Below are 18,703 nucleotides of genomic sequence, written 5' to 3'. Positions count from 1 at the left end.
GCGCCCGTTGGATTCTAGCGGGATTATCCTGGGGGAGATCAGCGACGAACGTCGAACTGATCGCTCTCCATCAGCGCCCGGACTTCAGCTTCGCGGGCAGGGCTGAAGTCGCCGGGAATGGCGTGCTTCAACGCGCCCGCGGCCAGTCCGAAGCGCACGGTGCTTTCTGCGTCCAGCCCGGACAGCAATCCGTGCACGATGCCGGCGGCAAAGGCATCGCCACCGCCGATGCGATCAACGATGCCGGGCAGCGGCCTCGGAGGAGCCTGCGCGCGGGTTCCATCGCGTCCCAGCAGCAGCGCACCGAGCACGTGATGGTCGGCGCTGATTACCTGGCTGTTTCTGAAGAACTACCAGCGCTAAGCTTGATCTCGCGCGACGCACACCTGCGTTGAAGCGCGCAATGCATCACGAAACGGTGAATGGCCCTCCTGCCCCGCCGAGCGCAAAGAGGTTTCCTGCTACCTTCGGCCGTGGAGCCGGCACTGGCTCCTGAACTCATTCCATGGAGGAAACCTAGATGTCGCTAGCATCAGTTCTGCTTGTTCTCGCGTCAGCTCAGAGTCTCGCGGTCATGCCGGCAGGCCAGGCATTTTCGGAGAAGGAATCGGATATCGCTGCCAAGGCCTACATGAGTGCGAACGGCGTGTCACTCGACACCGCCAAGCGCAGGCTGGAAGTTGAATCCGAGCTACCTTCGGTCATCGCCGAACTGAAACGGCGATACAGTGATCGGCTCGCATTTGTTTCGATCGAAAACATGCCCGATCAACACCTCGTTGTTGGACTGAAGGGAAACATGATGGAGGCGGTCCGGCACTTCAGAGTGAGCGACTCATCCATCAGGGTCGAGTTCGAGGAGGGGTATCCGTACACGGAGAAGGAGTTCTCCGAAACCATGCATAGAGTCGTTCCACTTGTGGTCGAACTCATACCTGATGCAGTGAGTGTGGACGGCCGCCCCGAGCTGGGCATGATTGACGTTTCGGTTCGTGGAGCCGATGCAAAATCGTATGAAGCGGCCAAGCGCAAGATTGAAGAGGCTGCGAAGCTGAAGGTCAACATCATCCTTGGGAGGGATCCCTTCCGCAATTCGGCGTACACCGCCGGTGGGGCGATCCTGACTGCCAATGGCAGGATGTGCACAAGCGGCCTTGCGGTTCGGCACAAGCTGACCAAGGTAAAAGGGCTCCTTACGGCAGCGCACTGCGATGATCAGTTGCTTTACAGCAATTACGGTCATGAGGTTGGTGGCCCGCAGGTCATGATGCCACTGACATTCCAGGACGCGCTCTTCGACGGTAGTCACGATGTTCAATGGCACTCGCTTCCTGCTGGAAATACACCGCTCCAGGAAGTGTTCGCAGAATTGAAGGGTGAGTACCAGACGAAGGCATTGATACTGATCCATGCGGACCTTCCACTGCATGGCCTCCTTTGCTTCCGAGGGGCTCGCACCGGCTTCAGTTGCGGAACCGTCACATCGGTGCAGCACGCCCCGTTGGGCGTATGTGGCGCTGCAGTCTGTGCACCCACTTGGGGAAGAGTGGAAGGCTCCGAACTTGCATGCGCGTCCGGTGACAGCGGCGCCGCCGTCTTCAACAAGAGCGGCTCAGGCTACGGGATCGTAAAATCCGCTGAGAATCCCAGTGATTCAATCGAGAAGGGAAGCTGCAAGGCGTTGACCGTCATGCCCTTCGGCAAGGTTGCCGATCTGAATCTCGACCCGGTATGAGGCACCGGGACCGAGGAAGCCTTCAGTAGGCGCCGCAGGGAATTGCTGCGGACAGGAGAGGTGGCGCGCTCTGCCGTGGGCGAGAGCAGGGCACCACGGCGGCGGACTATGCCGATCGTGCGCGACACTACCGGGTTGCCGATCGCGCGTGTCACCAGGGTGGGGTGATCCCCGTCCGGCGTGGCCATCTTCGGCAGCGCTGACACGCCGATGCCGGCCTCGACCATGCCCAATGAGTCGATAGGTGGGCCACTTCGTAGTGCCAGCTGAGCTTGAGGCTCTCACGCGCCAACGCACCATTCAGCAGCGTGCGGTTGCCGCTTGTGCGGTGCACGGTGATCAACTGGCGCTTGGCCAGATCCGCCCATTCCACCTTGCGCTTGCGTGCCAGGGAATGATTGTGCCGGGTCGAACAGGCCTTCGCGCCGGGCCAGCCCGGCCAGCCCGGCCAGCATCATCATGCCGATCAGGAACAGATAGACATCGCGGCCCTCGGCCACCGCGTGCAAGGTCGTGCCGAACGGCACCGTTCCCAGCAGTGGAAGCAGAAGAGCAGCCCCCAGTGCCCACACGTACTCCGGAATGCGGAATGGCCGGAACAGCAGGCCGAGGGTCGCCACGGTCACGGCCGCCCAGAAGAGGAAAGAGGAACAGGAAGCGAGCATCGGGCGGGGTGTCGCACCTCCCCGCATAAGGTGGGAGCAATTCAGGGCGTTGCGGTGGACTCAACGATGTTCGACTACCAGGGCGGACCTTCAACGCCAATGGCCGAACCCGGGTGGCCCGGGTGGAACTGGATGGCGACGGCGGCGGCACCATCAACCGTTACCGGTTGACCCTCGGGCCCGCCCAGTCCGGGCTGTGCATCAAGGTGGCCTCGCAGGAGGAAGCCGCCAAGAGGCTCGAAACCGAGGTGGAGAAACTGCTCGGCCCAGAGTGGTAAAGAGGGGAGTGGAAAAGAGGGCTTCACTGCGGCAGAAGCGTTGTGAGGTTGCCAGCGCCACTCCGCAATCTCAGTCCATGCGACGGCCGACCGTATTCTTACGGCCATGCATTCGCCCTCCAGCGCTCCCGATTTCATGATAGCCCGCCGGCCCTCGGGCTGGGTGCAGAGCGGCGAGCGCTGGGATCTGTGGTGGAACGGCCGTTCGGTGGCCAGTATCGTGTCGCATGCCGCGCTCGGGTTCCGTCTGTACCTGGACGCACGCAAGATGTCACAGGTCAAGGTCGTGTCCGCCACCAGCACCCGTCAGGCCAAGCGCTACGCCGAGCGCTGGTGTGCTGCACGGCTCTGCCCGCAGTTGCCTCTGCGCGATGCGGTGGCGCGATTGGTGGATGCCGGTACTCCACCGCCTCCGGCGCTCACGCGGGAACAGCGGCAGCAGGCCCGGCGCCTGGCCGAAGCCGGGGCAGGGGAGATGGGGCGGATCAAGGAAGCGCTGGCGCCACGGCCGCGCATGACGGCCGCCAGGCCCGAGGTGCAGGGGCGAGGTGGAGCCTGGTCTGTACCCGGCCAGGTTCCATCCTCCCCGCGCCGAAACGGGAACACATCCCCAGCCAGGGCTACGCCGAAAGCTCCTCACGTACGATCCTCGCCCCCGCGCTGAGTGCGCGCAGCTTGCCCCTGGCCACGTCGCGCGCTAACGGCGCCATGCCACAGTTGGTGCTCGGGTAGAGCTTGTCGGCGTCCACGAACTGCAGCGCCCTGCGCAGCGTGTTGGCCACATCCTCCGCCGATTCCACCGTGTTGGAGGCCACGTCGATGGCGCCCACCATCACTTTCTTGCCACGCACCAGCTCGATCAGGTCGATCGGTACGTGCGAGTTGTGGCATTCCAGCGAGATGATGTCGAGGTTGGAGGTCTGCAGCTTGGGGAACGACTCTTCATACTGTCGCCATTCCGATCCCAGCGTCTGCTTCCAGTCGGTGTTGGCCTTGATGCCGTAGCCGTAGCAGATGTGCACGGCGGTCTCGCACTTCAGCCCTTCGATCGCACGCTCCAGCGCGGCCACGCCCCAGTCGTTCACTTCGTCGAAGAACACATTGAAGGCCGGCTCATCGAACTGGATGATGTCAACGCCGGCGGCCTCCAGCTCCTTCGCTTCCTCGTTGAGGATCTTCGCGAACTCCCAGGCCAGCTTTTCGCGGCTCTTGTAGTGCGCGTCGTACAGCGTGTCGATCATCGTCATCGGGCCGGGCAGCGCCCACTTGATCGGCTGCGTGGTCTGCCGGCGCAGGAACTTCGCATCCTCCACGAACACCGGCTTCGGACGGCTCACTGCGCCGACCACGGTCGGCACGCTGGCATCGTAGCGGTTGCGGATGCGCACGGTTTCGCGCTTCTCGAAGTCGACGCCGCTGAGATGCTCGATGAAGGTGGTGACGAAGTGCTGCCGGGTCTGCTCGCCGTCACTGACGATATCAATGCCGGCATGCTGCTGTTCCTGCAGGGACAGGCGCAGGGCGTCCTGCTTGCCCTCGATCAGGCTTTCGTCCTGCAGCTTCCAGGGTGACCAGAGCTTCTCGGGCTCGGCCAGCCAGGAGGGTTTGGGCAGGCTGCCTGCGGTGGAGGTGGGGAGCAGCGTCTTCGTCGGCATCGTGTGGTGTGTCCTGGGGGCGAATGGGAAATCGATGGATCAGCGGGCGGCCCACTGCTCAAGCACGGCGCGGTACGGCTTGATGAAGTGTTCTTCGGTGAACCGGCCCTGCTTGACGGCCAGCTGGCTGCGCTCTTCGCGGTCGTAGACGATGCGGGTGGAGGAGTAATCCTGGTGCTTCAGGCTGGGCTGGTAGACCTTGCCGGCCACGGAATTGGCGTTGTAGATCTCCGGCCGGTAGATCTTCTGGAAGGCCTCCATCGTGCTGATGGTGCCGATCAGCTCCAGGTTCGAGTAGTCCCCCAGCAGGTCGCCCTGGAAGTAGAAGGCAAGCGGCGCCACGCTGCCCGGTGGCATGAAGTAGCGCACCTGCAGGCCCATCTTGTCGAAATACTGGTCAGTGGGGGAGGACTCGCCCTGGCGGTATTCCACGCCCAGGATCGGATGGTGGTTCTCGGTGCGGTGGTAGGTCCTGCTGCTGGAAACACTGATGCAGATCACCGGCCCCTTGCTGAAGTTGGCGCGGTAGGCGTCCGAGCGCAGGAAGTGCTGGAACAGCTTGCCATGCAGGTCGCCAAAGCCCTCCGGAATGCCGAAGGTGTCCTTGCCTTCGTTGCTGGCCGGAAGCACCACGTTGAAGTCGTAGTCACGGACATAGGACGAGAAGTTGTTGCCGACGATGCCTTCGGTGCGTGCGCCGGTGTGCGTGTCGACGACGGTCGGGCGCAGCACTTCTATCAAGGGAAAGGGGTCGCTGCCCGCGTTGCCATCGATGTGCATCTCCACCGAGATGATGTCCAGCTCGACCGCGTAGCGATCGGCGCTTGGGTTGTCCCAATGCGCCAGATCATTGAAGCGGTTGTTGATCATGCGGATGGTGTTGCGCAGGTTTTCCTGCCGGGACGCGCCGCGCGCCAGGTTGGCGAAGTTGGTGGTGATGCGCGTGCCTTCGGCCGGCTGGTAGTCCTCGTTGAAGGGGATGCGCGTGATGCTGAAGGTGAAAGCGTCGTTCGTCATGGGCGGCGTTCCGTTTGCAGGGTGACATCCAGATGCTGGTCGGCGGCATCTGGCATTCAAAGGGCTTCGATGGCCTCAGCGGCGGCGACTGGCGCGCGGCGATTGGACAGCGCAAGCAGCGGCATTGCGCGCTGCACCGCCAGTCGTGCGCGCTGGATCAGCGCTTCGTTGTGCACGCGCCCCTCGGCGAAATCGCGGTCGGTGGCATACACGCCCAGGGGCAGGGTGCGGGCCTGGAAGAAGCTGAAGAGCGGCCGCAGCTGGTGATCGATCACCAGTGCATGGCGGTCACTGCCGCCGGTCGCGGCCAGCAGGATGGGGGTATCGACCAGCGCGTCCTGGTCGATGAAGTCGAAGAAGTGCTTGAACAGCCCTGTGTAGGAGCCTCGATAGACCGGCGTGCTCACCACGAGCACATCGGCCCGTTCGACGGCCGCCAGCTGGCGCTCGACAACCTCCGGGAGCTGCGAACGCCACAGCGCACCGGCCAGCTGCGGCGCCAGTTCGCCGAGTTCGATCAGCTGTTGTTCGCTGCGCATGTTGTCGCCGATCAGGCCCAGCAGGTGCTCGGCGAGGGTGGCGGCCCGGGAGGGGCGCTGCAGTCCACCGGAAACGGCGACGATACGGAGGGGGCGTTGGGATGAAGGCATGACCCGATCCTAGCCATGCCTTTCCATGACGTAAAATGGTATTACTTCACCTATCCATGAGTGAGATTCATCTTTATGTTGGAGCGGATCCACCTCAGCATCGTGCAGCAGGTCGAGCAGCAGGGCTCGCTCACCGCAGCGGCCGGCGTGCTCAACCTGACCCAGTCAGCGCTCAGCCACAGCATGAAGAAGCTGGAGCAGCAGCTGGGTACCGATGTCTGGCTGCGCGAAGGCCGCAGCCTGCGGCTGACCCAGGCCGGGCAATATCTGCTGGCAGTCGCCAACCGGGTGCTGCCGCAGCTGGACCTGGCCGAGGAGCGCCTGCGCCAGTTTGCCCAGGGCGAGCGCGGCGCGCTGCGCATCGGCATGGAATGCCACCCCTGCTACCAGTGGCTGCTGAAGATCGTCTCGCCGTATCTGGCCGCGTGGCCGGATGTGGATGTGGACGTCAAGCAGAAATTCCAGTTCGGCGGTATCGGCGCCTTGTTCGGCTACGAGATCGACCTGCTGGTCACCCCCGACCCGCTGCTGAAGCCAGGCCTGAAGTTCATCCCGGTGTTCGACTACGAGCAGGTGCTGGTGGTGGCCAGCAACCACGCCCTGGCCAAGGTGGACCACGTAAAGCCGCGCCAGCTCAGCCAGGAAGTGCTGATCAGCTACCCGGTGCCGTTCGAGCGCTTGGACATCTACAACCAGTTCCTGCTGCCGGCCGGCATCACCCCGCGGCGCCACAAGGCCATTGAAACCACCGACATCATGATGCAAATGGTGGCCAGCGGCCGCGGCGTGGCCGCCATGCCGCGCTGGCTGGTGGAGGAGTACGCCGCGCGCATGGACGTGGTGCCCGTACGCCTGGGTGCCAAGGGCATCCCCAAGCAGATCTATCTGGGTGCGCGCGAGGCCGATACCAGCATCGATTACCTGCAGGCCTTCATCGAGCTGGCCCGCAACAGCTCGCCGCTTGCCGGCAACGCAGACGGAGCCCGTTGATGCCCGTACCTGGATCACTGCGGGCGGAAGCCTTCATCAACACCTTTTCATTGGAGGTCAGCGCGAAGGCCATGCCCGCGCTGCGCGCCGAGGCTGACCGCATACCGCGCGGCACGATCATCTCCATTCCCTGGCTGGCCAGCGAGGATGACGACGCCCGACTGGCCGCCGCGCGCACGGTGCGCGAGCTCGGCTTCGAGCCGATGCCGCATCTCTCTGCCCGGCGCATCGGGTCACGCGCAGCGCTTGAGCGCTTCCTGGAGCGTGCCGCCGGCGAAGCCGGGGTCGCGCGTTGCCTGCTGATCGCGGGCGACCTGGCCACGCCCACCGGACCGTTTGCCGACAGTGCTTCGATCATCCAGACCGGTCTTCTGGAGCAATCCGGCATCAAGGTCGTTGGTATCGGCGGGCACCCGGAAGGGCATCCGGTGATGAGCAGCGATCAACGCTGGCGGGCGCTTGAACGTAAGTGCCAGGCCATCGAGGCACGCGGCATGGCCCCCTTGGTCGTCACCCAGTTCGCGTTCGATGCCGATACCGTGCTGGCTTGGCTGGATGGACTGCGCGCCCGTGGCATCAGCGTTCCGGTGCTGGTCGGTGTGCCGGGCCCAGCCAGCATCCCCCGGCTGATGCGCTATGCCGCAATGTGCGGCGTGGGCGCCAGTGCATCGATGTTGGCCCGGTATGGCATCTCGATCGGCCGGCTGCTCGGCACGGCGGGGCCGGAAATGTTCGTCGATCGCCTGGTGAAGGGGTTGACCAGTGCCCATGGCCCGGTCAGCCCGCATTTCTTCCCGTTCGGCGGTGTTGCGCCGTCGCTGGAGTGGATGGCGCAGTACCGGCGGCGCATTTCCAGTGCCCGCAGCGTAATCCCCGAAGGCTGACAGCTCTCACTGGCTGCAACCCGGGCGGAAGCGAATAGTGAGCGCCAAGGCGAGCGCACCTCGCCACCACCCACCAAGGGGACCGCTCATGAACATGCTCCAGCATCTCGCCTCGCAGACGCCGATCTGGGTCTGGCTGCTGCTGGCCTTCCTGGTCACCCGTGGCATCGCCGCCATGAAGCCGGCCGAGACCTCGCTGCAGAAGCTGGCGATCGTACCCGCCTTGTTCGCCGTCTGGGGTGCGTGGTCGGTCAGTCATCGCTTCGGCGCGTCGCTGAGCGCCTGGAGCGAATGGCTGGCCGGCATCGCCACGGGCGCGACGCTTGCCTGGCTGCTGCTGAGTCGATTGAAGCTGACGCTGGACCGCAGCACCGGCAAGCTCTGGCGCAGCGCGGACTTCAGCCTGCTGCCGCTGCTGCTGGTCACCTTCCTGGTGAAGTACGGGTTCGAAGTCGCGTTTGCGGTGTCGCCGTCGCTGTCCGCCAGTGCCGGCTTCAGTGCCGCCTACCTGCTGCTGGCAGGCGGATTCACCGGCATCTTCGTCGGCAAGTACGGCCGATACCTGGCCTCGCTGCGGATGGATGCGGCAGGCGAGAAACTGGAAACCGCAGGCTGATCGCCCGGGTAGTGCCGGCCGCTGGCCGGCTTCCCCATGCAGGGTTGTGCGGGGCTGATGCAGGCGTCACGATGCCCACCACTGGCCAACATCGGAAACGTTGACGTCATGAAGACCATATCCTGGTTCTGGATCAACGTGGCCAGTCACTTCGGTATTGTCGCAGCCCTGGCCTGGCTGCCCGCACGGTGGACGGGCCAGCTTGTAGAGGCTTTGGCCGGCACTCAGCCGGCTATTGGCGATGCCCAGCATGTGGCCCTCATTGGTTCCATTTTTGGCTTCTGCGTGACCGCACTGATCTTCATGGGAGCGCTGACAGTCACCGGCGAACTCCTGGGTTTCTCCAGGCCCTATGCGCGGTGGCCGGAGTCCCAAAACGAAGCGCAGGTCGTCCACCGGAAGGTGTTGCTGGTTGCATTCGCCACGCTCTCATGGGTGGCCGTGGGATCGCTTGCAGGTATTGCGTCGATCATCGCGGCTTCGTCATGAAGGGCGGCCCTGTCAGCGCCCAGTGTGCCGGAACGGATGGGTGCGTGAACTGCGGGGCTGCTCACTGCTCACGCCTCCCCGCGCCACTGGCTCATCAGCATCTGCAGGAATCGCTCCGCCGTGGGCGAGAGCAGGGCGCCGCGGCGGCGGACGATGCCGATCGTGCGTGACACCACCGGGTTGCCGATCGCGCGCGTCACCAGGGTGGGGTGATCCCCGTCCGGCGTGGCCATCTTCGGTAGCACCGACACGCCGATGCCCGCCTCGACCATGCCCAGTGACGTTGACAGGTGGGTCACTTCGTAGTGCCAGCTCAACTTGAGGTTCTCGCGCGCCAGCGCACCATCCAGCAGCGTGCGGTTGCCGCTGGTGCGGTGCACGGTGATCAGCTGGTGCTCGGCCAGATCGGCCCATTCCACCTTGCGCTTGCGTGCCAGAGGATGATCGCGCCGGCATGCCAGCACGAATGGATCTTCAGCGAGCACGTCGAAATCGAGATTCGGATCGTTGGCACCCATGAAGTTGATGCCGAACTCCACTTCGCCACGTTCCACTGCCTGCAGACCCTCCGTGGCCGGGATATCCAGGATGCGGAAGCGCACGTTCGGGTGCGCTTCGTGGAAACGCGCCATCACGCTGGGCAGGAAGTAGAACGCCGCCGTCGGCAGGCACGCGATGGTCACGGTAGCGCCGCGGGTGTCTTCGCGGCCACGCAGTGAGAACAGCGAGCCATCGAACTCCTCCAGCATGCGGCGCACCAGCGGCAGCAGGTTCTCGCCGACAGCGGTGGTACTGACGCTGCGCGTGGTGCGCTCCAGCAACGGCGACCCCACGGCCTGCTCCAGTTTCTGGATGCGGCGGCTGAGTGCTGGCTGTGATACGTGCAGGATTTCTGCGGCGCGATGGAAGCTGCGGGTCTCCGAGACCAGCAGGAAGGCGCGTAGATCCAGGATTTCGCAATTGATGCTCATGGGGTATCAATCATCCAAAAATCAGCAATTCACAGATCAATTGGGGCCATGCCAGTATCGAATCACAGAGGGGTCATTCATCCCCTATACGCATCAATCTAGCACACGTATGTCCAACGACCTGCTCAGCATTCCCTGCGTCCTCATGCGCGGCGGCACCTCCAAAGGCCCGTTCTTCCTGGCCAGCGACCTTCCGATGGACATCGCTGAACGCGATCGCCTGCTGCTGGAAGTGATGGGCTCGGGCCACCCGCTGCAGATCGACGGCATCGGCGGTGGCAACGCGCTGACCAGCAAGGTGGCGATCATCGACCGCTCCAGCCGTCCGGACGCCGATGTCGACTACCTGTTCGCCCAGGTACGGGTAGAGCAGCAGGTGGTGGATACCTCGCCGAACTGCGGCAACATGCTGGCGGCCGTAGGCCCGTATGCCATCGAGCGTGGGCTGGTGCAGGCGCAGGATCCGCAGACCGAGGTCCGCATCCACAACGTCAACACCGGCAAGCTGATCATCGCCACGGTGGAAACGCCCGGCGGCAACGTGGTGTACCGAGGTGACACGCGAATTGCCGGCGCGCCGGGCTCGGCCTCGCCGGTCAGGCTCGCTTTCCTTGATGCGGCAGGCGCCCGCACCGGCAAGCTGCTGCCCAGCGGCCACGCGCAGGAGACCATCGATGGCGTGCCGGTCAGCCTGGTGGACTGCGCGATGCCGATGATGCTGGTGCGTGCCGAAGACTTGGGCGTGCGCGGTGATGCCCCGCCCGCCGAATTGAACGCGGACGCGGTATTCATGCGCCGGCTGGAAGCGCTGCGCATCGAGGCGGGCGCCCGCATGGGCATCGCCGACGCCGGCAACAAGGTCATTCCGAAGCCGGTGCTGCTGTCGGCGCCGCAACATGGGGGCGATCTGCAGGTGCGCTATTTCATGCCGCATCAATGCCACACCGCGCTGGCCATTACCGGCGCGGTCGGCCTGGCCACCGCCGCCGTTACGCCGGGCACGCTGGCCCACACTTTGGTCGGATGCCTGTCCGTTCCCGGCAGCATTACCCTCGAACATCCGAGCGGGGCCCTGGAGGTGGGCCTCAGTCGCAGCTCGCAGGACGCGCCGGTCGTTGCCAGCGTCGTGCGCACCGCACGCCGGCTGTTCGAAGGACGCGTGTTTGCCACCACGCCAGCACTTGCCGTGGCCGGTTCCACCCAAGCCCGCCAATGGACGTCAGCGGCATGATCTGAACCCGGACGGGCCGGCGCAGGTGCGCATGCCCGCCATTACAACGTAGATGCTTCACTCCTGGGAGGGATGATGTACAAGCAGTTCTTGATGGCCGCGCTGTGCGCGGCTGGTCTGGCCGCGGCCGGATGCAGCAACAGCGGGCGCACCGAAGGCGCATCCGCCGGCGGTGGTGACAATGCACCGGTACGCATCAGCGTCGGCTCCTACAACCTCAACAACCTGCCGTTCTTCATCGCCGACGCCAAGGGGTACTTCAAGGACGTCGGCCTGCAGGTGAAGACCGAGAACTTCGCCCAGGGCGGCTCCAAGGTATTGCAGGCGCTGGTGGCCAATTCCACCGATGTGGCCGTCGGCTTCTACGACCACACCATCCAGATGCAGGCCAAGGGCAAGGACGTGGTGGCCTTCGTGCTGCTCTCGCGCAACTCCGGCCTGGTGATGGCCGGCCGCGAGGATGCCAGCTTCGATCCGGCACGCCCGGAAACCATCAAGGGCCAGAAGGTCGGGATCACCGCGCCGGGCTCATCGTCGGATTTCTTCGTCCGTCACTTCCTCGCCCAGCACGATATTCCGGCTGACAGCATCTCGCTGATCGGCGTCGGCTCGGGCGCCGCAGCGGTGGCCGCGCTGGAGCAGGGCAAGATCGACCTGCTGGTCAACTACGACCCGGCCGCCACCCTGATCACCGAGCGCAAGGTCGGGAAGATCCTCCTCGACGCGCGCAGCGATGACGGCGCCCGCCAGGTCTATGGCGGCCTGTACCCGACCTCGGTGATGTACGCCAACCAGAGCTTCCTGGACAAGCGCCCCGAAGCGGCCGAGAAGATCGCCCGCGCCGAACAGATGGCGTTGAAGTTCATCGCCGACAACAGTGCTGAAGACATCGTTGCGGCGCTGCCGGACAGCTACGTTTCTGGCGACCGCGCCACCTATGCGCGCGCGGTGGAGAACGCCCGCGCGATCTTCACCCGTAACGGTCATTTCACGCCGGCTGATCTGGAAACGCCGTTGAAGGTGCTGCGCGAGTTCAATACGGATGTGGCCAAGGCCAACATCGATCTGTCCCGCACCTACACCAATGCCTTCGTCGAGCGTGCCAACGCTGCGGCGCCGGCTGCCCAACCGTAAGCGGAGGTAACCCCATGGCCCTCAATGCCACCGTGCGCCACCTCAATGGTGCACCGCAGCTGGAGCCTGCACAGACCATGGTCGCGCTCAACAAGGTGACCATGTCCTTCGGCGAATTCACCGCCGTCCGTGATGTCGACATCCAGGTGGGGGACGGCGAGTTCCTTGCCATCGTCGGGCCGACCGGCTGCGGCAAGAGCACCATCCTCAATTCCGTGGCGGGCCTGCTGAAGCCGTCGTCGGGCCAGGTCAGCATCGATGGCCGTGCGGTCAGCGGCGTCCAGGAGTCGGTCGGCTACCTGTTCCAGCAGGACGCGCTGCTGCCGTGGAAGACGGCTTACCAGAACGTTGAACTCGGCCTGCGCTTCCGTGGCGTGCCCGAAGCCGAACGCAAGGCCAAGGCCAACGCGTGGCTGGCCAAGGTCGGCCTGGCCGGTTTCGAGCACCGCTATCCGCACCAGTTGTCCGGTGGCCAGCGCAAGCGCGTGCAGATGGCGCAGGCGCTGATCGTCGAGCCGAAGGTGATCCTGATGGACGAACCTTTCTCGGCGCTGGACATCCACACCCGGCACCTGATGCAGAACGAACTGCTGCGCCTGTGGCAGGAGGACCGGCGCTCGGTGATCCTGATCACCCACGATCTGGAAGAAGCGATCGCCCTGGGCGACCGCGTGGTGGTGCTGTCATCCGGTCCGGCCAGCCGCGTGGTGCGCAGCTTCGACGTGGATCTGGAACGCCCGCGCAACGTGGCCGAGATCAAGCTGGATGACCGTTTCACCGACCTGTACCGCGACATCTGGGCCTGCCTGCGCGGCGAAGTGGAGAAGAGCTATGCACGCCAAGACTGACAAGTTCATCCAACTGGCCCTGGTTGTGGCCGTGTTCGGCGGCTGGGAGGGCGGCATCGCGCTGGGCGTGATCGATCCGTTCTTCTTCCCCTCGCCAACGGCGATCGTGCAGCAGGCCTGGACCTGGCTGTCCGATACGTCGTTCTACCAGCACGTCTACATCACCCTGACCGAAACCGCGCTGGGCTACATCATCGGCACCGGCCTCGGCGTGGCCGGCGGTGTCTGGTTGGGCCTGAGCCGCCGCTCGGCGCGCATCCTCGATCCCTTCATCAAGGCTTCAACGCAATTCCGCGCGTGGTGCTGGCCCCGATTTTCGTGTTGTGGCTGGGGTTGGGCCTGTGGTCGAAGGTGGCGCTGGCGGTCACCCTGGTGTTCTTCACCACGTTCTTCAATGCCATGCAGGGCGTACGCGAGGTGAATCCGGTGGTACTGGCCAATGCCCGCATCCTGGGCGCAAGCCGCAGCGACCTGCTACGCCATGTCTACTTCCCGGCAGCAGCCAGCTGGATCCTGTCCTCGCTGCGCACCTCGGTGGGCTTCGCCGTGGTCGGCGCGATCATCGGTGAGTACCTCGGCGCCTCGGCGGGCCTGGGTTACCTGATTGCGCAGGCAGAAGGCAACTTCAACGCCGTCGGTGTGTTTGCCGGCATCATCATCCTGGCCGCCTTCGTGCTGGTCATCGACGCGCTGCTGGACGTGGTCGAGAACAAGCTGATCACCTGGCGTCCCAACGCCCAGGCCCAGGCCACCAGCTGACCGGGCCGGGCTGAGCCCGCCTGCCGCGCCGCCGGGCCGATCCGGCGGCGCGCGCTTCCTCCCCCGATCTTCCCCCGCACCACCGCAACAGGCCAGCGCCGGGCCAGGGGGCCGGCTGGCCGGAGAGAGAGTCCATGAACCATTCCACCGTGCTGCCACCGGCAGCGCTGTCGGTCGCGCTCGGCCTGCTGTTGGCCAGTGGCCATGCTGGCGCCCAGGCTGTTTCGTCCCCTCCCGCACCACTGAGCCAGGCCGAACTCTCACGCCTGGTGCAGGAGCAGGCGCTGCAGATCCAGCAGTTGGAGGCGCGCCTGCGTGCCGTGGAGGGCGGGCACAGCACCGCCGGTGCGGCGGCCGCAACGCAGCCCCCCGCGCTGGACACCCGCGTCGCCGCACTGGAATCCAGCCAGGCCAAGGCGCCCAAGGTCACCTGGTCCAAGGGCGCACCGGAGTTCAGCAGTGCCGATGGCAGCGTGGTGTTCCGTCCGCGCGGACGCCTGTTCGTCGACGCATCCAGCACCGATGGATCGTCAGTGAGTGACCGCAACATCTCCGGTACCGAGATCCGCTCGGTGCGGCTGGGCGCCGAAGGCCGCTACGGCATCCTCGGCTGGGCGGTGGAAGGTGACTTCGCCGACAACGCGGTGGCGTGGAAGTCGGTCTACGCCACCGTTGACCACCGCCTGTTCGGGCTGCCGGCCGACCTGACCGTGGGCAACCGCCTCAACGACCGGGGTATCGACGGCTCCAGCAGCACCTCCAACACGCCGTTCCAGGACCGCAACGTGGTCGGCACGCTGATGCTGCCGCAGCGCGGCCTGTTCGGTGTCGGCCTGACCGAGCGCGTGTACGGCAAGAACTGGCATGCCAGCCTGTCGGTGGCCGGCAACGATCTCAACAACGCCGGCACCGACAACGACAGCCAGACCTGGGCCACGCGCGTGCATTGGAACCCGGTGGCCAACGACGCAGTCACGGTGCACCTGGGGGCCTGGGCCTTCCACGAGGAGATTGCGGCAGGCGCCAGCGGCGTCGTCCGCAGTTCGGCCATCGCCGGGCACTTCAACGACCTGGTCAAGATCGCGCCGGGCACACTGCTGGGCGCCGAGCGCAGCACGTCCTATGGCGCGGAACTGGCAGGCTTCTTCGGGCCGGCCTGGGCGACCGGCGAATGGGGTACGCGCAACCTGCGCGGGGCCGACGCCAGCGGGCGCTACGATCTGGACCACCAGGCCTGGGCGATTTCGGCGGGTTGGTTCCTGGCCGGTGCAAGGCCGGCCTATTCGGGCAAGGCCGGCACCTGGGGCCGGGTGAAAGTGGCCGATCCTGTCACCCGCGGCGGCGCCGGGGCATGGGAACTGAAAGGGCGCTACGAAGACGTGGACTATGCCGAGCTGCCCAGTGGCGGTACCGGCCACGCGTGGACGCTGGGTGCGAACTGGTATCTCAACGACTTCAGCCGCGTCATGTTCGAGGCGATCCGTTGGCAGACCCGCAACCGCAGCGGCACCGGCCAGGGCAGGGATGAAGGCACCACCTTCAACACCCGCCTGCAGGTGGCCTTCTAGCAGCGCATGCCACTTGCGCGCCGATCAGAGCAGCAGCAGTGCTCCGATCAACGCCGGCGGCATCACCAGCGCGCCGACGCGCAGGAAGTCGAGCGCGCTGACATGCTCGCCCTCGCGACGCAGCGCCACCAGCCACAGCATTGTCGCCAGCGAACCGGTGACCGACAGGTTGGGCCCCAGATCCACGCCGACCAGCAATGCGGCACGGGTCTGCGCCGGCAGGTCGGCCATCTGCCCCAGCGAACCGGCGGCCAGGCCGACCGGCAGATTGTTGGCCACGTTGCTCAGCAGCGCAGCCGCGCCACCGGCCAGCCAGCTGGCCTGGCGGGGAGATGCCTGCGCCAGAGCCTGCAGCGCGCTGGCCGCGCTCTGGATGACACCGGTCTGCGCCACCGCTTCCACCAGCACGAACAGTCCCGCCACCAGCGGCAGCACGCCCCAGGACACGTGTCGCAGCAGTGGCAGCGGGCTGCGCCTCTGGCGGATCGCCACCACGGCCACACTCAGCGTGCCCGCACAGAACGTGGTCAGGCCCAATGGCCCGTTCAAGGCGGACGTGACCAGCAACACGGTGCCGGTGAACAGCACGCCCAGTGCGCTCAGCCGGCCGCCGTCGGTCAACGGGCGATGCGCCGGCGCGGCCACCAGCGGCTGGGCGATCTCGCGCCGGTGCACCCAGCGCAGGACCAGATAGGTGGCACCGATCGCCGCCGCCGACGGGAGCGCGAACTGCGCCAGCCACTGCAGCAGCGGCGGCAGGTGCTGGCCGTACACCACCAGGTTGGCCGGATTGGAAATGGGCAGCACGAAGCTGGCCGCATTGGCGATGAAGGCACAGACAAACAGGTAGGGCAGGGGGTTGGCGCGCGCCGCCTTGCAGGCGGCGTAGACCGCCGGCGTCAGCACTACGGCCGTTGCATCGTTGGAAAGGAACACGGTCACCAGCGTGCCGACCAGGAACACCAGGTCGAACAGGCGTCGCCCGGATCCGCCCGCATGCCGCACCGCGTACAACGCCAGCCAATCGAACAGGCCTTCGCGCCGCGCCAGTTCGGCCAGCACCATCATGCCGACCAGGAACAGGTAGACGTCGCGGCCTTCGGCCACTGCGCCCCATGCGGTGTGCAGCGACACGGCGCCCAGCAGCGGCAACACGGCGGCAGCGCCCAGCGCCCACACATATTCGGGGATGCGGAAAGGACGGAACAGCAGGCCGAGGGTGGCAATGGCGACCGCTGCCCAGATCAGGAGGGGGGCTTGGGAGGCAAGCATGGAGTGGGGCTTCAGCGGCACCTGCACCGACCCCGGCGCAGGGGGGGCCTGGCGCGCGATCAGCGGATGGGCGGCCGCTGCAATCATCGCAGGTTCCGGGTCGCCGCATCATACCGTGCGGCGCTGCATGGCGACCGCTGCGGTCGACCGCGTTGCAGGTGGGCCGGGGGTGGCGCCCAGCCCACGTTCAGCACGCAAGCGCGCCATCACTTCAGCCACTGCAGTGTGACTACGCATGTAGTCACACTGCACGCACACTCATTGGACGAGATTGCGATGCCAGGATCCTGCTGGTTGTCCTGCGCCCTGGCCCTGGTGTTCGGCATCGCCGGGCCCAGCCAAGCGGCGACGCGTGCCGAAGCCCTCGCCGCGATCGAGCGCAACGCGCGCGGCGCGCATTCCGACGCGGTCCTGGTGATGCACGACCGGGAGACGCTGCTTGAGTTGAAGCCCGCCGCCGGAGCCAGATCTCCGCGCGCGGACTGAAGCGCGCCGATCTCTACGACATCACACGGGGACCGGTCGTCGGCTTTGCCGCCAACGGCTACCTGGGCCAATACCTGATGATCGTCCCGGAACAGCGGGTGGTCGCCGTGCGTCTGGTCCACCGGCGCGAGACCCACAGCGCTCCACAGGACGACTATCCCTCCTTCTTCGCCGATGTCCTGCAGTCGGCGCGGACACTGCGATAGGCCCTGTCGCCATCATGTCCACGCGCGCTGAACATCTTCCTGGAGCGTTCTTCACTGGCGTGCCGCCTAAAGTGGGATGACATCTTGGCCGCACACCAACTTAGGCATGTTTGATTATCAGGACTGGACCTTCCACGCCAATGGCCGAACGGTAGTGGCGCGGGTAGCGCTGGACGGCGACGGTGGCGGCACCATCAACCGCTACCAGCTGGTGCCGGGGCCGGCGCAGTCGGGGCTGTGCATCAAGGTCGCCTCCCAGGACGAGGCCGCGCAGAAACTGGAGGCCGAAGTGACCAAGCTGCTCGGGCCGGAGTGGTAGCCACGACGCCATGCCGGGCAGGGATCCGCATGGTGACGTCGGGATGACCGGGCCCGGGCAACGGGCATCGCGCCGGATGCCCGTTGCGTGAGGCCGCTTACTTGGGCATCAGCACGGTGTCGACCACGTGGATGACGCCGTTGGACTGGCCGACATCTGCAATGCTGATGCCTGCCTTTCCACCCTTTGCGTCGATGACCCAGAGCTTGCCATCGTGGAGCGCCACGGTGAGAGGCTCACCCTGCACGGTCTTCAGGGTGGCCTGGCCGCCGTGCTTGCGGGCATCGGCCAGAAGCTGGGCCGAACTGTAGCTGCCCGGGACGACGTGGTAGGTCAGGATCCGGGTCAGCTGTGCCTTGTTTTCAGGCTTCACCAGTGTATCGACAGTGCCTGCAGGCAGCTTTTCGAAGGCCGCATTGGTGGGCGCGAAAACAGTGAAGGGCCCGGCGCCGTTGAGGGTGTCGACCAGGCCGGCTGCTTTGACCGCTGCAACCAGCGTGGTGTGATCCTTGGAATTGACGGCGTTCTCGACGATGGTCCTGGTGGGGTACATTTCTGCCCCGCCCACGATGACGGTGTTGGCGGCGAAAACCGAGGAGCCGGACGAAACGAGTACGGCGAAGCCGACTGCGGCGGCGATGCGCTGAAGAGCGTTCACGGTGCGTTCCTTTCTGGATGACCCGCAAGTGCGGGCATCTTTCCTACGTCGGGTGAGCGTGACCGGATGCAGCAACGGCCGAGTCATTGGCGCGCTGCCGGTTTTGCTGCGCTGCATGGTGACAACGGCGAACCTCGGTGATTACTCTCCGCTGCAACGCGATGGTAGCGCTACCAGTCGGACGGGGATCCAGGGTCCGGGAGGCTGCCTTCTTTGCCGCGTGTTTGTCCTGGCAGGCTTGAAAAGCAAGTGTAAGTCGCGGCGTGCCCGAG

21 protein-coding genes and 4 pseudogenes are annotated in these 18,703 nt (G+C 65.5%); 16 read left to right on the top strand and 9 right to left on the bottom strand.

The genetic code is table 11. The annotated features are described in order from the left end of the window. Nucleotides 1-38: 38 nt before the first annotated feature. Nucleotides 39-335, bottom strand: a pseudogene (locus ACM0PK_RS12610) (PfkB family carbohydrate kinase); the annotation flags it as partial. Nucleotides 336-520: 185 nt separating this feature from the next. On the opposite strand from ACM0PK_RS12610, the gene ACM0PK_RS12605 reads away from it, so the two are divergent. Beyond that, nucleotides 521-1,735 (top strand): chymotrypsin family serine protease, encoded by a 1,215-nt coding sequence (locus ACM0PK_RS12605; protein ID WP_070489134.1) that lies wholly within the window; start codon nt 521-523, stop codon nt 1,733-1,735. A gap of 65 nt (nt 1,736-1,800) precedes the next feature. Here ACM0PK_RS12605 and ACM0PK_RS12600 read toward each other — a convergent pair. Continuing rightward, a pseudogene (locus ACM0PK_RS12600) lies at nt 1,801-2,135 on the bottom strand (LysR substrate-binding domain-containing protein); the annotation flags it as partial. Next, nucleotides 2,074-2,400: pseudogene (locus ACM0PK_RS12595) on the bottom strand (arsenic transporter); the annotation flags it as partial. The pseudogenes ACM0PK_RS12595 and ACM0PK_RS12600, both read right to left, overlap by 62 nt. A 122-nt stretch (nt 2,401-2,522) precedes the next feature. Here ACM0PK_RS12595 and ACM0PK_RS12590 point away from each other — a divergent pair. Beyond that, nucleotides 2,523-2,678: a hypothetical protein gene (locus tag ACM0PK_RS12590; protein ID WP_414607231.1), complete on the top strand. Its 156-nt coding sequence runs from the start codon at nt 2,523-2,525 to the stop codon at nt 2,676-2,678. A 106-nt stretch (nt 2,679-2,784) separates the two neighbouring features. Further along, on the top strand, nt 2,785-3,342 hold the full coding sequence (locus ACM0PK_RS12585; protein WP_414607232.1) for a hypothetical protein: 558 nt from the start codon (nt 2,785-2,787) through the stop codon (nt 3,340-3,342). Here ACM0PK_RS12585 and ACM0PK_RS12580 read toward each other — a convergent pair. Genes ACM0PK_RS12580 through msuE form a run of 3 tightly spaced genes read right to left on the bottom strand, consistent with a single transcriptional unit; the run spans nt 3,299 to nt 6,000 of the window. Continuing rightward, complete coding sequence (locus ACM0PK_RS12580; RefSeq protein ID WP_072167097.1) at nt 3,299-4,333, bottom strand: methionine synthase; 1,035 nt, start codon at nt 4,331-4,333, stop codon at nt 3,299-3,301. The genes ACM0PK_RS12585 and ACM0PK_RS12580 overlap by 44 nt on opposite strands. Nucleotides 4,334-4,372: 39 nt before the next feature. Continuing rightward, a complete protein-coding gene (locus ACM0PK_RS12575; RefSeq protein WP_414607233.1) occupies nt 4,373-5,350 on the bottom strand; it encodes a DUF1852 domain-containing protein in 978 nt (325 codons plus the stop codon). Between the two features lie 56 nt (nt 5,351-5,406). Beyond that, nucleotides 5,407-6,000 (bottom strand): FMN reductase, encoded by a 594-nt coding sequence (gene msuE, locus ACM0PK_RS12570; RefSeq protein WP_414607234.1) that lies wholly within the window; start codon nt 5,998-6,000, stop codon nt 5,407-5,409. A 75-nt stretch (nt 6,001-6,075) separates the two neighbouring features. Between msuE and ACM0PK_RS12565 the strand changes: the two genes are divergently transcribed. The 4 genes from ACM0PK_RS12565 to ACM0PK_RS12550 all read left to right on the top strand — a co-directional run bounded on the left by ACM0PK_RS12565 (nt 6,076) and on the right by ACM0PK_RS12550 (nt 8,979). Then, entirely contained in the window at nt 6,076-6,990 is a 915-nt protein-coding gene (locus ACM0PK_RS12565; RefSeq protein WP_072167094.1) for a LysR family transcriptional regulator, read from the top strand. Beyond that, nucleotides 6,990-7,874 carry a methylenetetrahydrofolate reductase gene (locus ACM0PK_RS12560; protein WP_414607235.1) on the top strand — a complete coding sequence of 295 codons (885 nt, stop codon included), beginning with the start codon at nt 6,990-6,992 and terminating at the stop codon, nt 7,872-7,874. Before ACM0PK_RS12565 ends, ACM0PK_RS12560 begins: the two co-directional genes overlap by 1 nt. 88 nt (nt 7,875-7,962) lie before the next feature. Next, the gene (locus tag ACM0PK_RS12555) at nt 7,963-8,490 is read left to right on the top strand and encodes a DUF6622 family protein (RefSeq protein WP_414607236.1); all 528 of its coding nucleotides are present in this window, start codon (nt 7,963-7,965) and stop codon (nt 8,488-8,490) included. A 108-nt stretch (nt 8,491-8,598) separates the two neighbouring features. Next, a complete protein-coding gene (locus tag ACM0PK_RS12550; protein ID WP_414607237.1) occupies nt 8,599-8,979 on the top strand; it encodes a hypothetical protein in 381 nt (126 codons plus the stop codon). A 68-nt stretch (nt 8,980-9,047) separates the two neighbouring features. Here ACM0PK_RS12550 and ACM0PK_RS12545 read toward each other — a convergent pair whose 3' ends face one another. Then, nucleotides 9,048-9,950, bottom strand: a complete 903-nt coding sequence (locus ACM0PK_RS12545) for a LysR family transcriptional regulator (RefSeq protein WP_010485668.1) — start codon at nt 9,948-9,950, stop codon at nt 9,048-9,050. Nucleotides 9,951-10,059: 109 nt separating this feature from the next. Here ACM0PK_RS12545 and ACM0PK_RS12540 point away from each other — a divergent pair, with 109 nt between their 5' ends. The 6 genes from ACM0PK_RS12540 (at nt 10,060) to ACM0PK_RS12515 (ending at nt 15,490) form a co-directional block, all read left to right on the top strand. Further along, nucleotides 10,060-11,181 (top strand): 4-oxalomesaconate tautomerase, encoded by a 1,122-nt coding sequence (locus ACM0PK_RS12540; protein ID WP_088497594.1) that lies wholly within the window; start codon nt 10,060-10,062, stop codon nt 11,179-11,181. A 75-nt stretch (nt 11,182-11,256) separates the two neighbouring features. Beyond that, nucleotides 11,257-12,315: an ABC transporter substrate-binding protein gene (locus ACM0PK_RS12535; RefSeq protein ID WP_134970759.1), complete on the top strand. Its 1,059-nt coding sequence runs from the start codon at nt 11,257-11,259 to the stop codon at nt 12,313-12,315. Nucleotides 12,316-12,329: 14 nt separating this feature from the next. After that, on the top strand, nt 12,330-13,163 hold the full coding sequence (locus tag ACM0PK_RS12530; protein WP_053496569.1) for an ABC transporter ATP-binding protein: 834 nt from the start codon (nt 12,330-12,332) through the stop codon (nt 13,161-13,163). Further along, on the top strand, nt 13,147-13,584 hold the full coding sequence (locus tag ACM0PK_RS12525) for an ABC transporter permease (RefSeq protein WP_414607238.1): 438 nt from the start codon (nt 13,147-13,149) through the stop codon (nt 13,582-13,584). The genes ACM0PK_RS12530 and ACM0PK_RS12525 overlap by 17 nt, the downstream gene beginning before the upstream one ends. After that, nucleotides 13,482-13,922, top strand: coding sequence for an ABC transporter permease subunit (locus ACM0PK_RS12520; RefSeq protein ID WP_495498530.1), 441 nt, complete (start codon nt 13,482-13,484; stop codon nt 13,920-13,922). Before ACM0PK_RS12525 ends, ACM0PK_RS12520 begins: the two co-directional genes overlap by 103 nt. A gap of 134 nt (nt 13,923-14,056) precedes the next feature. After that, on the top strand, nt 14,057-15,490 hold the full coding sequence (locus tag ACM0PK_RS12515) for a porin (RefSeq protein WP_180884347.1): 1,434 nt from the start codon (nt 14,057-14,059) through the stop codon (nt 15,488-15,490). A 24-nt stretch (nt 15,491-15,514) separates the two neighbouring features. On the opposite strand, the gene ACM0PK_RS12510 is transcribed toward ACM0PK_RS12515, so the two are convergent. Continuing rightward, nucleotides 15,515-16,762 carry an arsenic transporter gene (locus ACM0PK_RS12510; RefSeq protein ID WP_414607275.1) on the bottom strand — a complete coding sequence of 416 codons (1,248 nt, stop codon included), beginning with the start codon at nt 16,760-16,762 and terminating at the stop codon, nt 15,515-15,517. Between the two features lie 294 nt (nt 16,763-17,056). Here ACM0PK_RS12510 and ACM0PK_RS12505 point away from each other — a divergent pair, with 294 nt between their 5' ends. From ACM0PK_RS12505 to ACM0PK_RS12495, 3 genes and pseudogenes are all read left to right on the top strand, one after another. After that, complete coding sequence (locus ACM0PK_RS12505; protein ID WP_072167087.1) at nt 17,057-17,248, top strand: hypothetical protein; 192 nt, start codon at nt 17,057-17,059, stop codon at nt 17,246-17,248. Beyond that, a pseudogene (locus ACM0PK_RS12500) lies at nt 17,215-17,454 on the top strand (penicillin-binding protein); the annotation flags it as partial. The gene ACM0PK_RS12505 and the pseudogene ACM0PK_RS12500, both read left to right, overlap by 34 nt. A gap of 106 nt (nt 17,455-17,560) precedes the next feature. Beyond that, nucleotides 17,561-17,773, top strand: coding sequence for a hypothetical protein (locus tag ACM0PK_RS12495; protein ID WP_049411161.1), 213 nt, complete (start codon nt 17,561-17,563; stop codon nt 17,771-17,773). A 97-nt stretch (nt 17,774-17,870) separates the two neighbouring features. Here the strand turns inward: ACM0PK_RS12495 and ACM0PK_RS12490 are convergent, their stop codons facing one another. Continuing rightward, nucleotides 17,871-18,431: a fasciclin domain-containing protein gene (locus tag ACM0PK_RS12490; RefSeq protein ID WP_414607276.1), complete on the bottom strand. Its 561-nt coding sequence runs from the start codon at nt 18,429-18,431 to the stop codon at nt 17,871-17,873. Between the last annotated feature and the right edge of the window lie 272 nt (nt 18,432-18,703).

This window comes from Stenotrophomonas sp. FR010 (genome assembly GCF_047520755.2).
Classification (GTDB): domain Bacteria; phylum Pseudomonadota; class Gammaproteobacteria; order Xanthomonadales; family Xanthomonadaceae; genus Stenotrophomonas; species Stenotrophomonas sepilia.
Note: the sequence above shows the minus strand (reverse complement) of the source record. Positions and strands in the feature narration are given on the sequence as shown.

Bases quoted from the DNA above. Each gene is read 5' to 3' on its own strand.
- ACM0PK_RS12540 (WP_088497594.1), top strand. From the start codon at position 10,060: ATGTCCAACGACCTGCTCAGCATTCCCTGCGTCCTCATGCGCGGCGGC.
- ACM0PK_RS12555 (WP_414607236.1), top strand. From the start codon at position 7,963: ATGAACATGCTCCAGCATCTCGCCTCGCAGACGCCGATCTGGGTCTGG.
- ACM0PK_RS12530 (WP_053496569.1), top strand. From the start codon at position 12,330: ATGGCCCTCAATGCCACCGTGCGCCACCTCAATGGTGCACCGCAGCTG.
- ACM0PK_RS12545 (WP_010485668.1), bottom strand. From the start codon at position 9,950: ATGAGCATCAATTGCGAAATCCTGGATCTACGCGCCTTCCTGCTGGTC.
- ACM0PK_RS12495 (WP_049411161.1), top strand. From the start codon at position 17,561: ATGTTTGATTATCAGGACTGGACCTTCCACGCCAATGGCCGAACGGTA.
- ACM0PK_RS12605 (WP_070489134.1), top strand. From the start codon at position 521: ATGTCGCTAGCATCAGTTCTGCTTGTTCTCGCGTCAGCTCAGAGTCTC.
- ACM0PK_RS12560 (WP_414607235.1), top strand. From the start codon at position 6,990: ATGCCCGTACCTGGATCACTGCGGGCGGAAGCCTTCATCAACACCTTT.
- ACM0PK_RS12585 (WP_414607232.1), top strand. From the start codon at position 2,785: ATGCATTCGCCCTCCAGCGCTCCCGATTTCATGATAGCCCGCCGGCCC.
- ACM0PK_RS12515 (WP_180884347.1), top strand. From the start codon at position 14,057: ATGAACCATTCCACCGTGCTGCCACCGGCAGCGCTGTCGGTCGCGCTC.
- ACM0PK_RS12580 (WP_072167097.1), bottom strand. From the start codon at position 4,333: ATGCCGACGAAGACGCTGCTCCCCACCTCCACCGCAGGCAGCCTGCCC.
- ACM0PK_RS12510 (WP_414607275.1), bottom strand. From the start codon at position 16,762: ATGCTTGCCTCCCAAGCCCCCCTCCTGATCTGGGCAGCGGTCGCCATT.
- msuE (WP_414607234.1), bottom strand. From the start codon at position 6,000: ATGCCTTCATCCCAACGCCCCCTCCGTATCGTCGCCGTTTCCGGTGGA.
- ACM0PK_RS12575 (WP_414607233.1), bottom strand. From the start codon at position 5,350: ATGACGAACGACGCTTTCACCTTCAGCATCACGCGCATCCCCTTCAAC.
- ACM0PK_RS12550 (WP_414607237.1), top strand. From the start codon at position 8,599: ATGAAGACCATATCCTGGTTCTGGATCAACGTGGCCAGTCACTTCGGT.
- ACM0PK_RS12525 (WP_414607238.1), top strand. From the start codon at position 13,147: ATGCACGCCAAGACTGACAAGTTCATCCAACTGGCCCTGGTTGTGGCC.
- ACM0PK_RS12535 (WP_134970759.1), top strand. From the start codon at position 11,257: ATGTACAAGCAGTTCTTGATGGCCGCGCTGTGCGCGGCTGGTCTGGCC.
- ACM0PK_RS12565 (WP_072167094.1), top strand. From the start codon at position 6,076: ATGTTGGAGCGGATCCACCTCAGCATCGTGCAGCAGGTCGAGCAGCAG.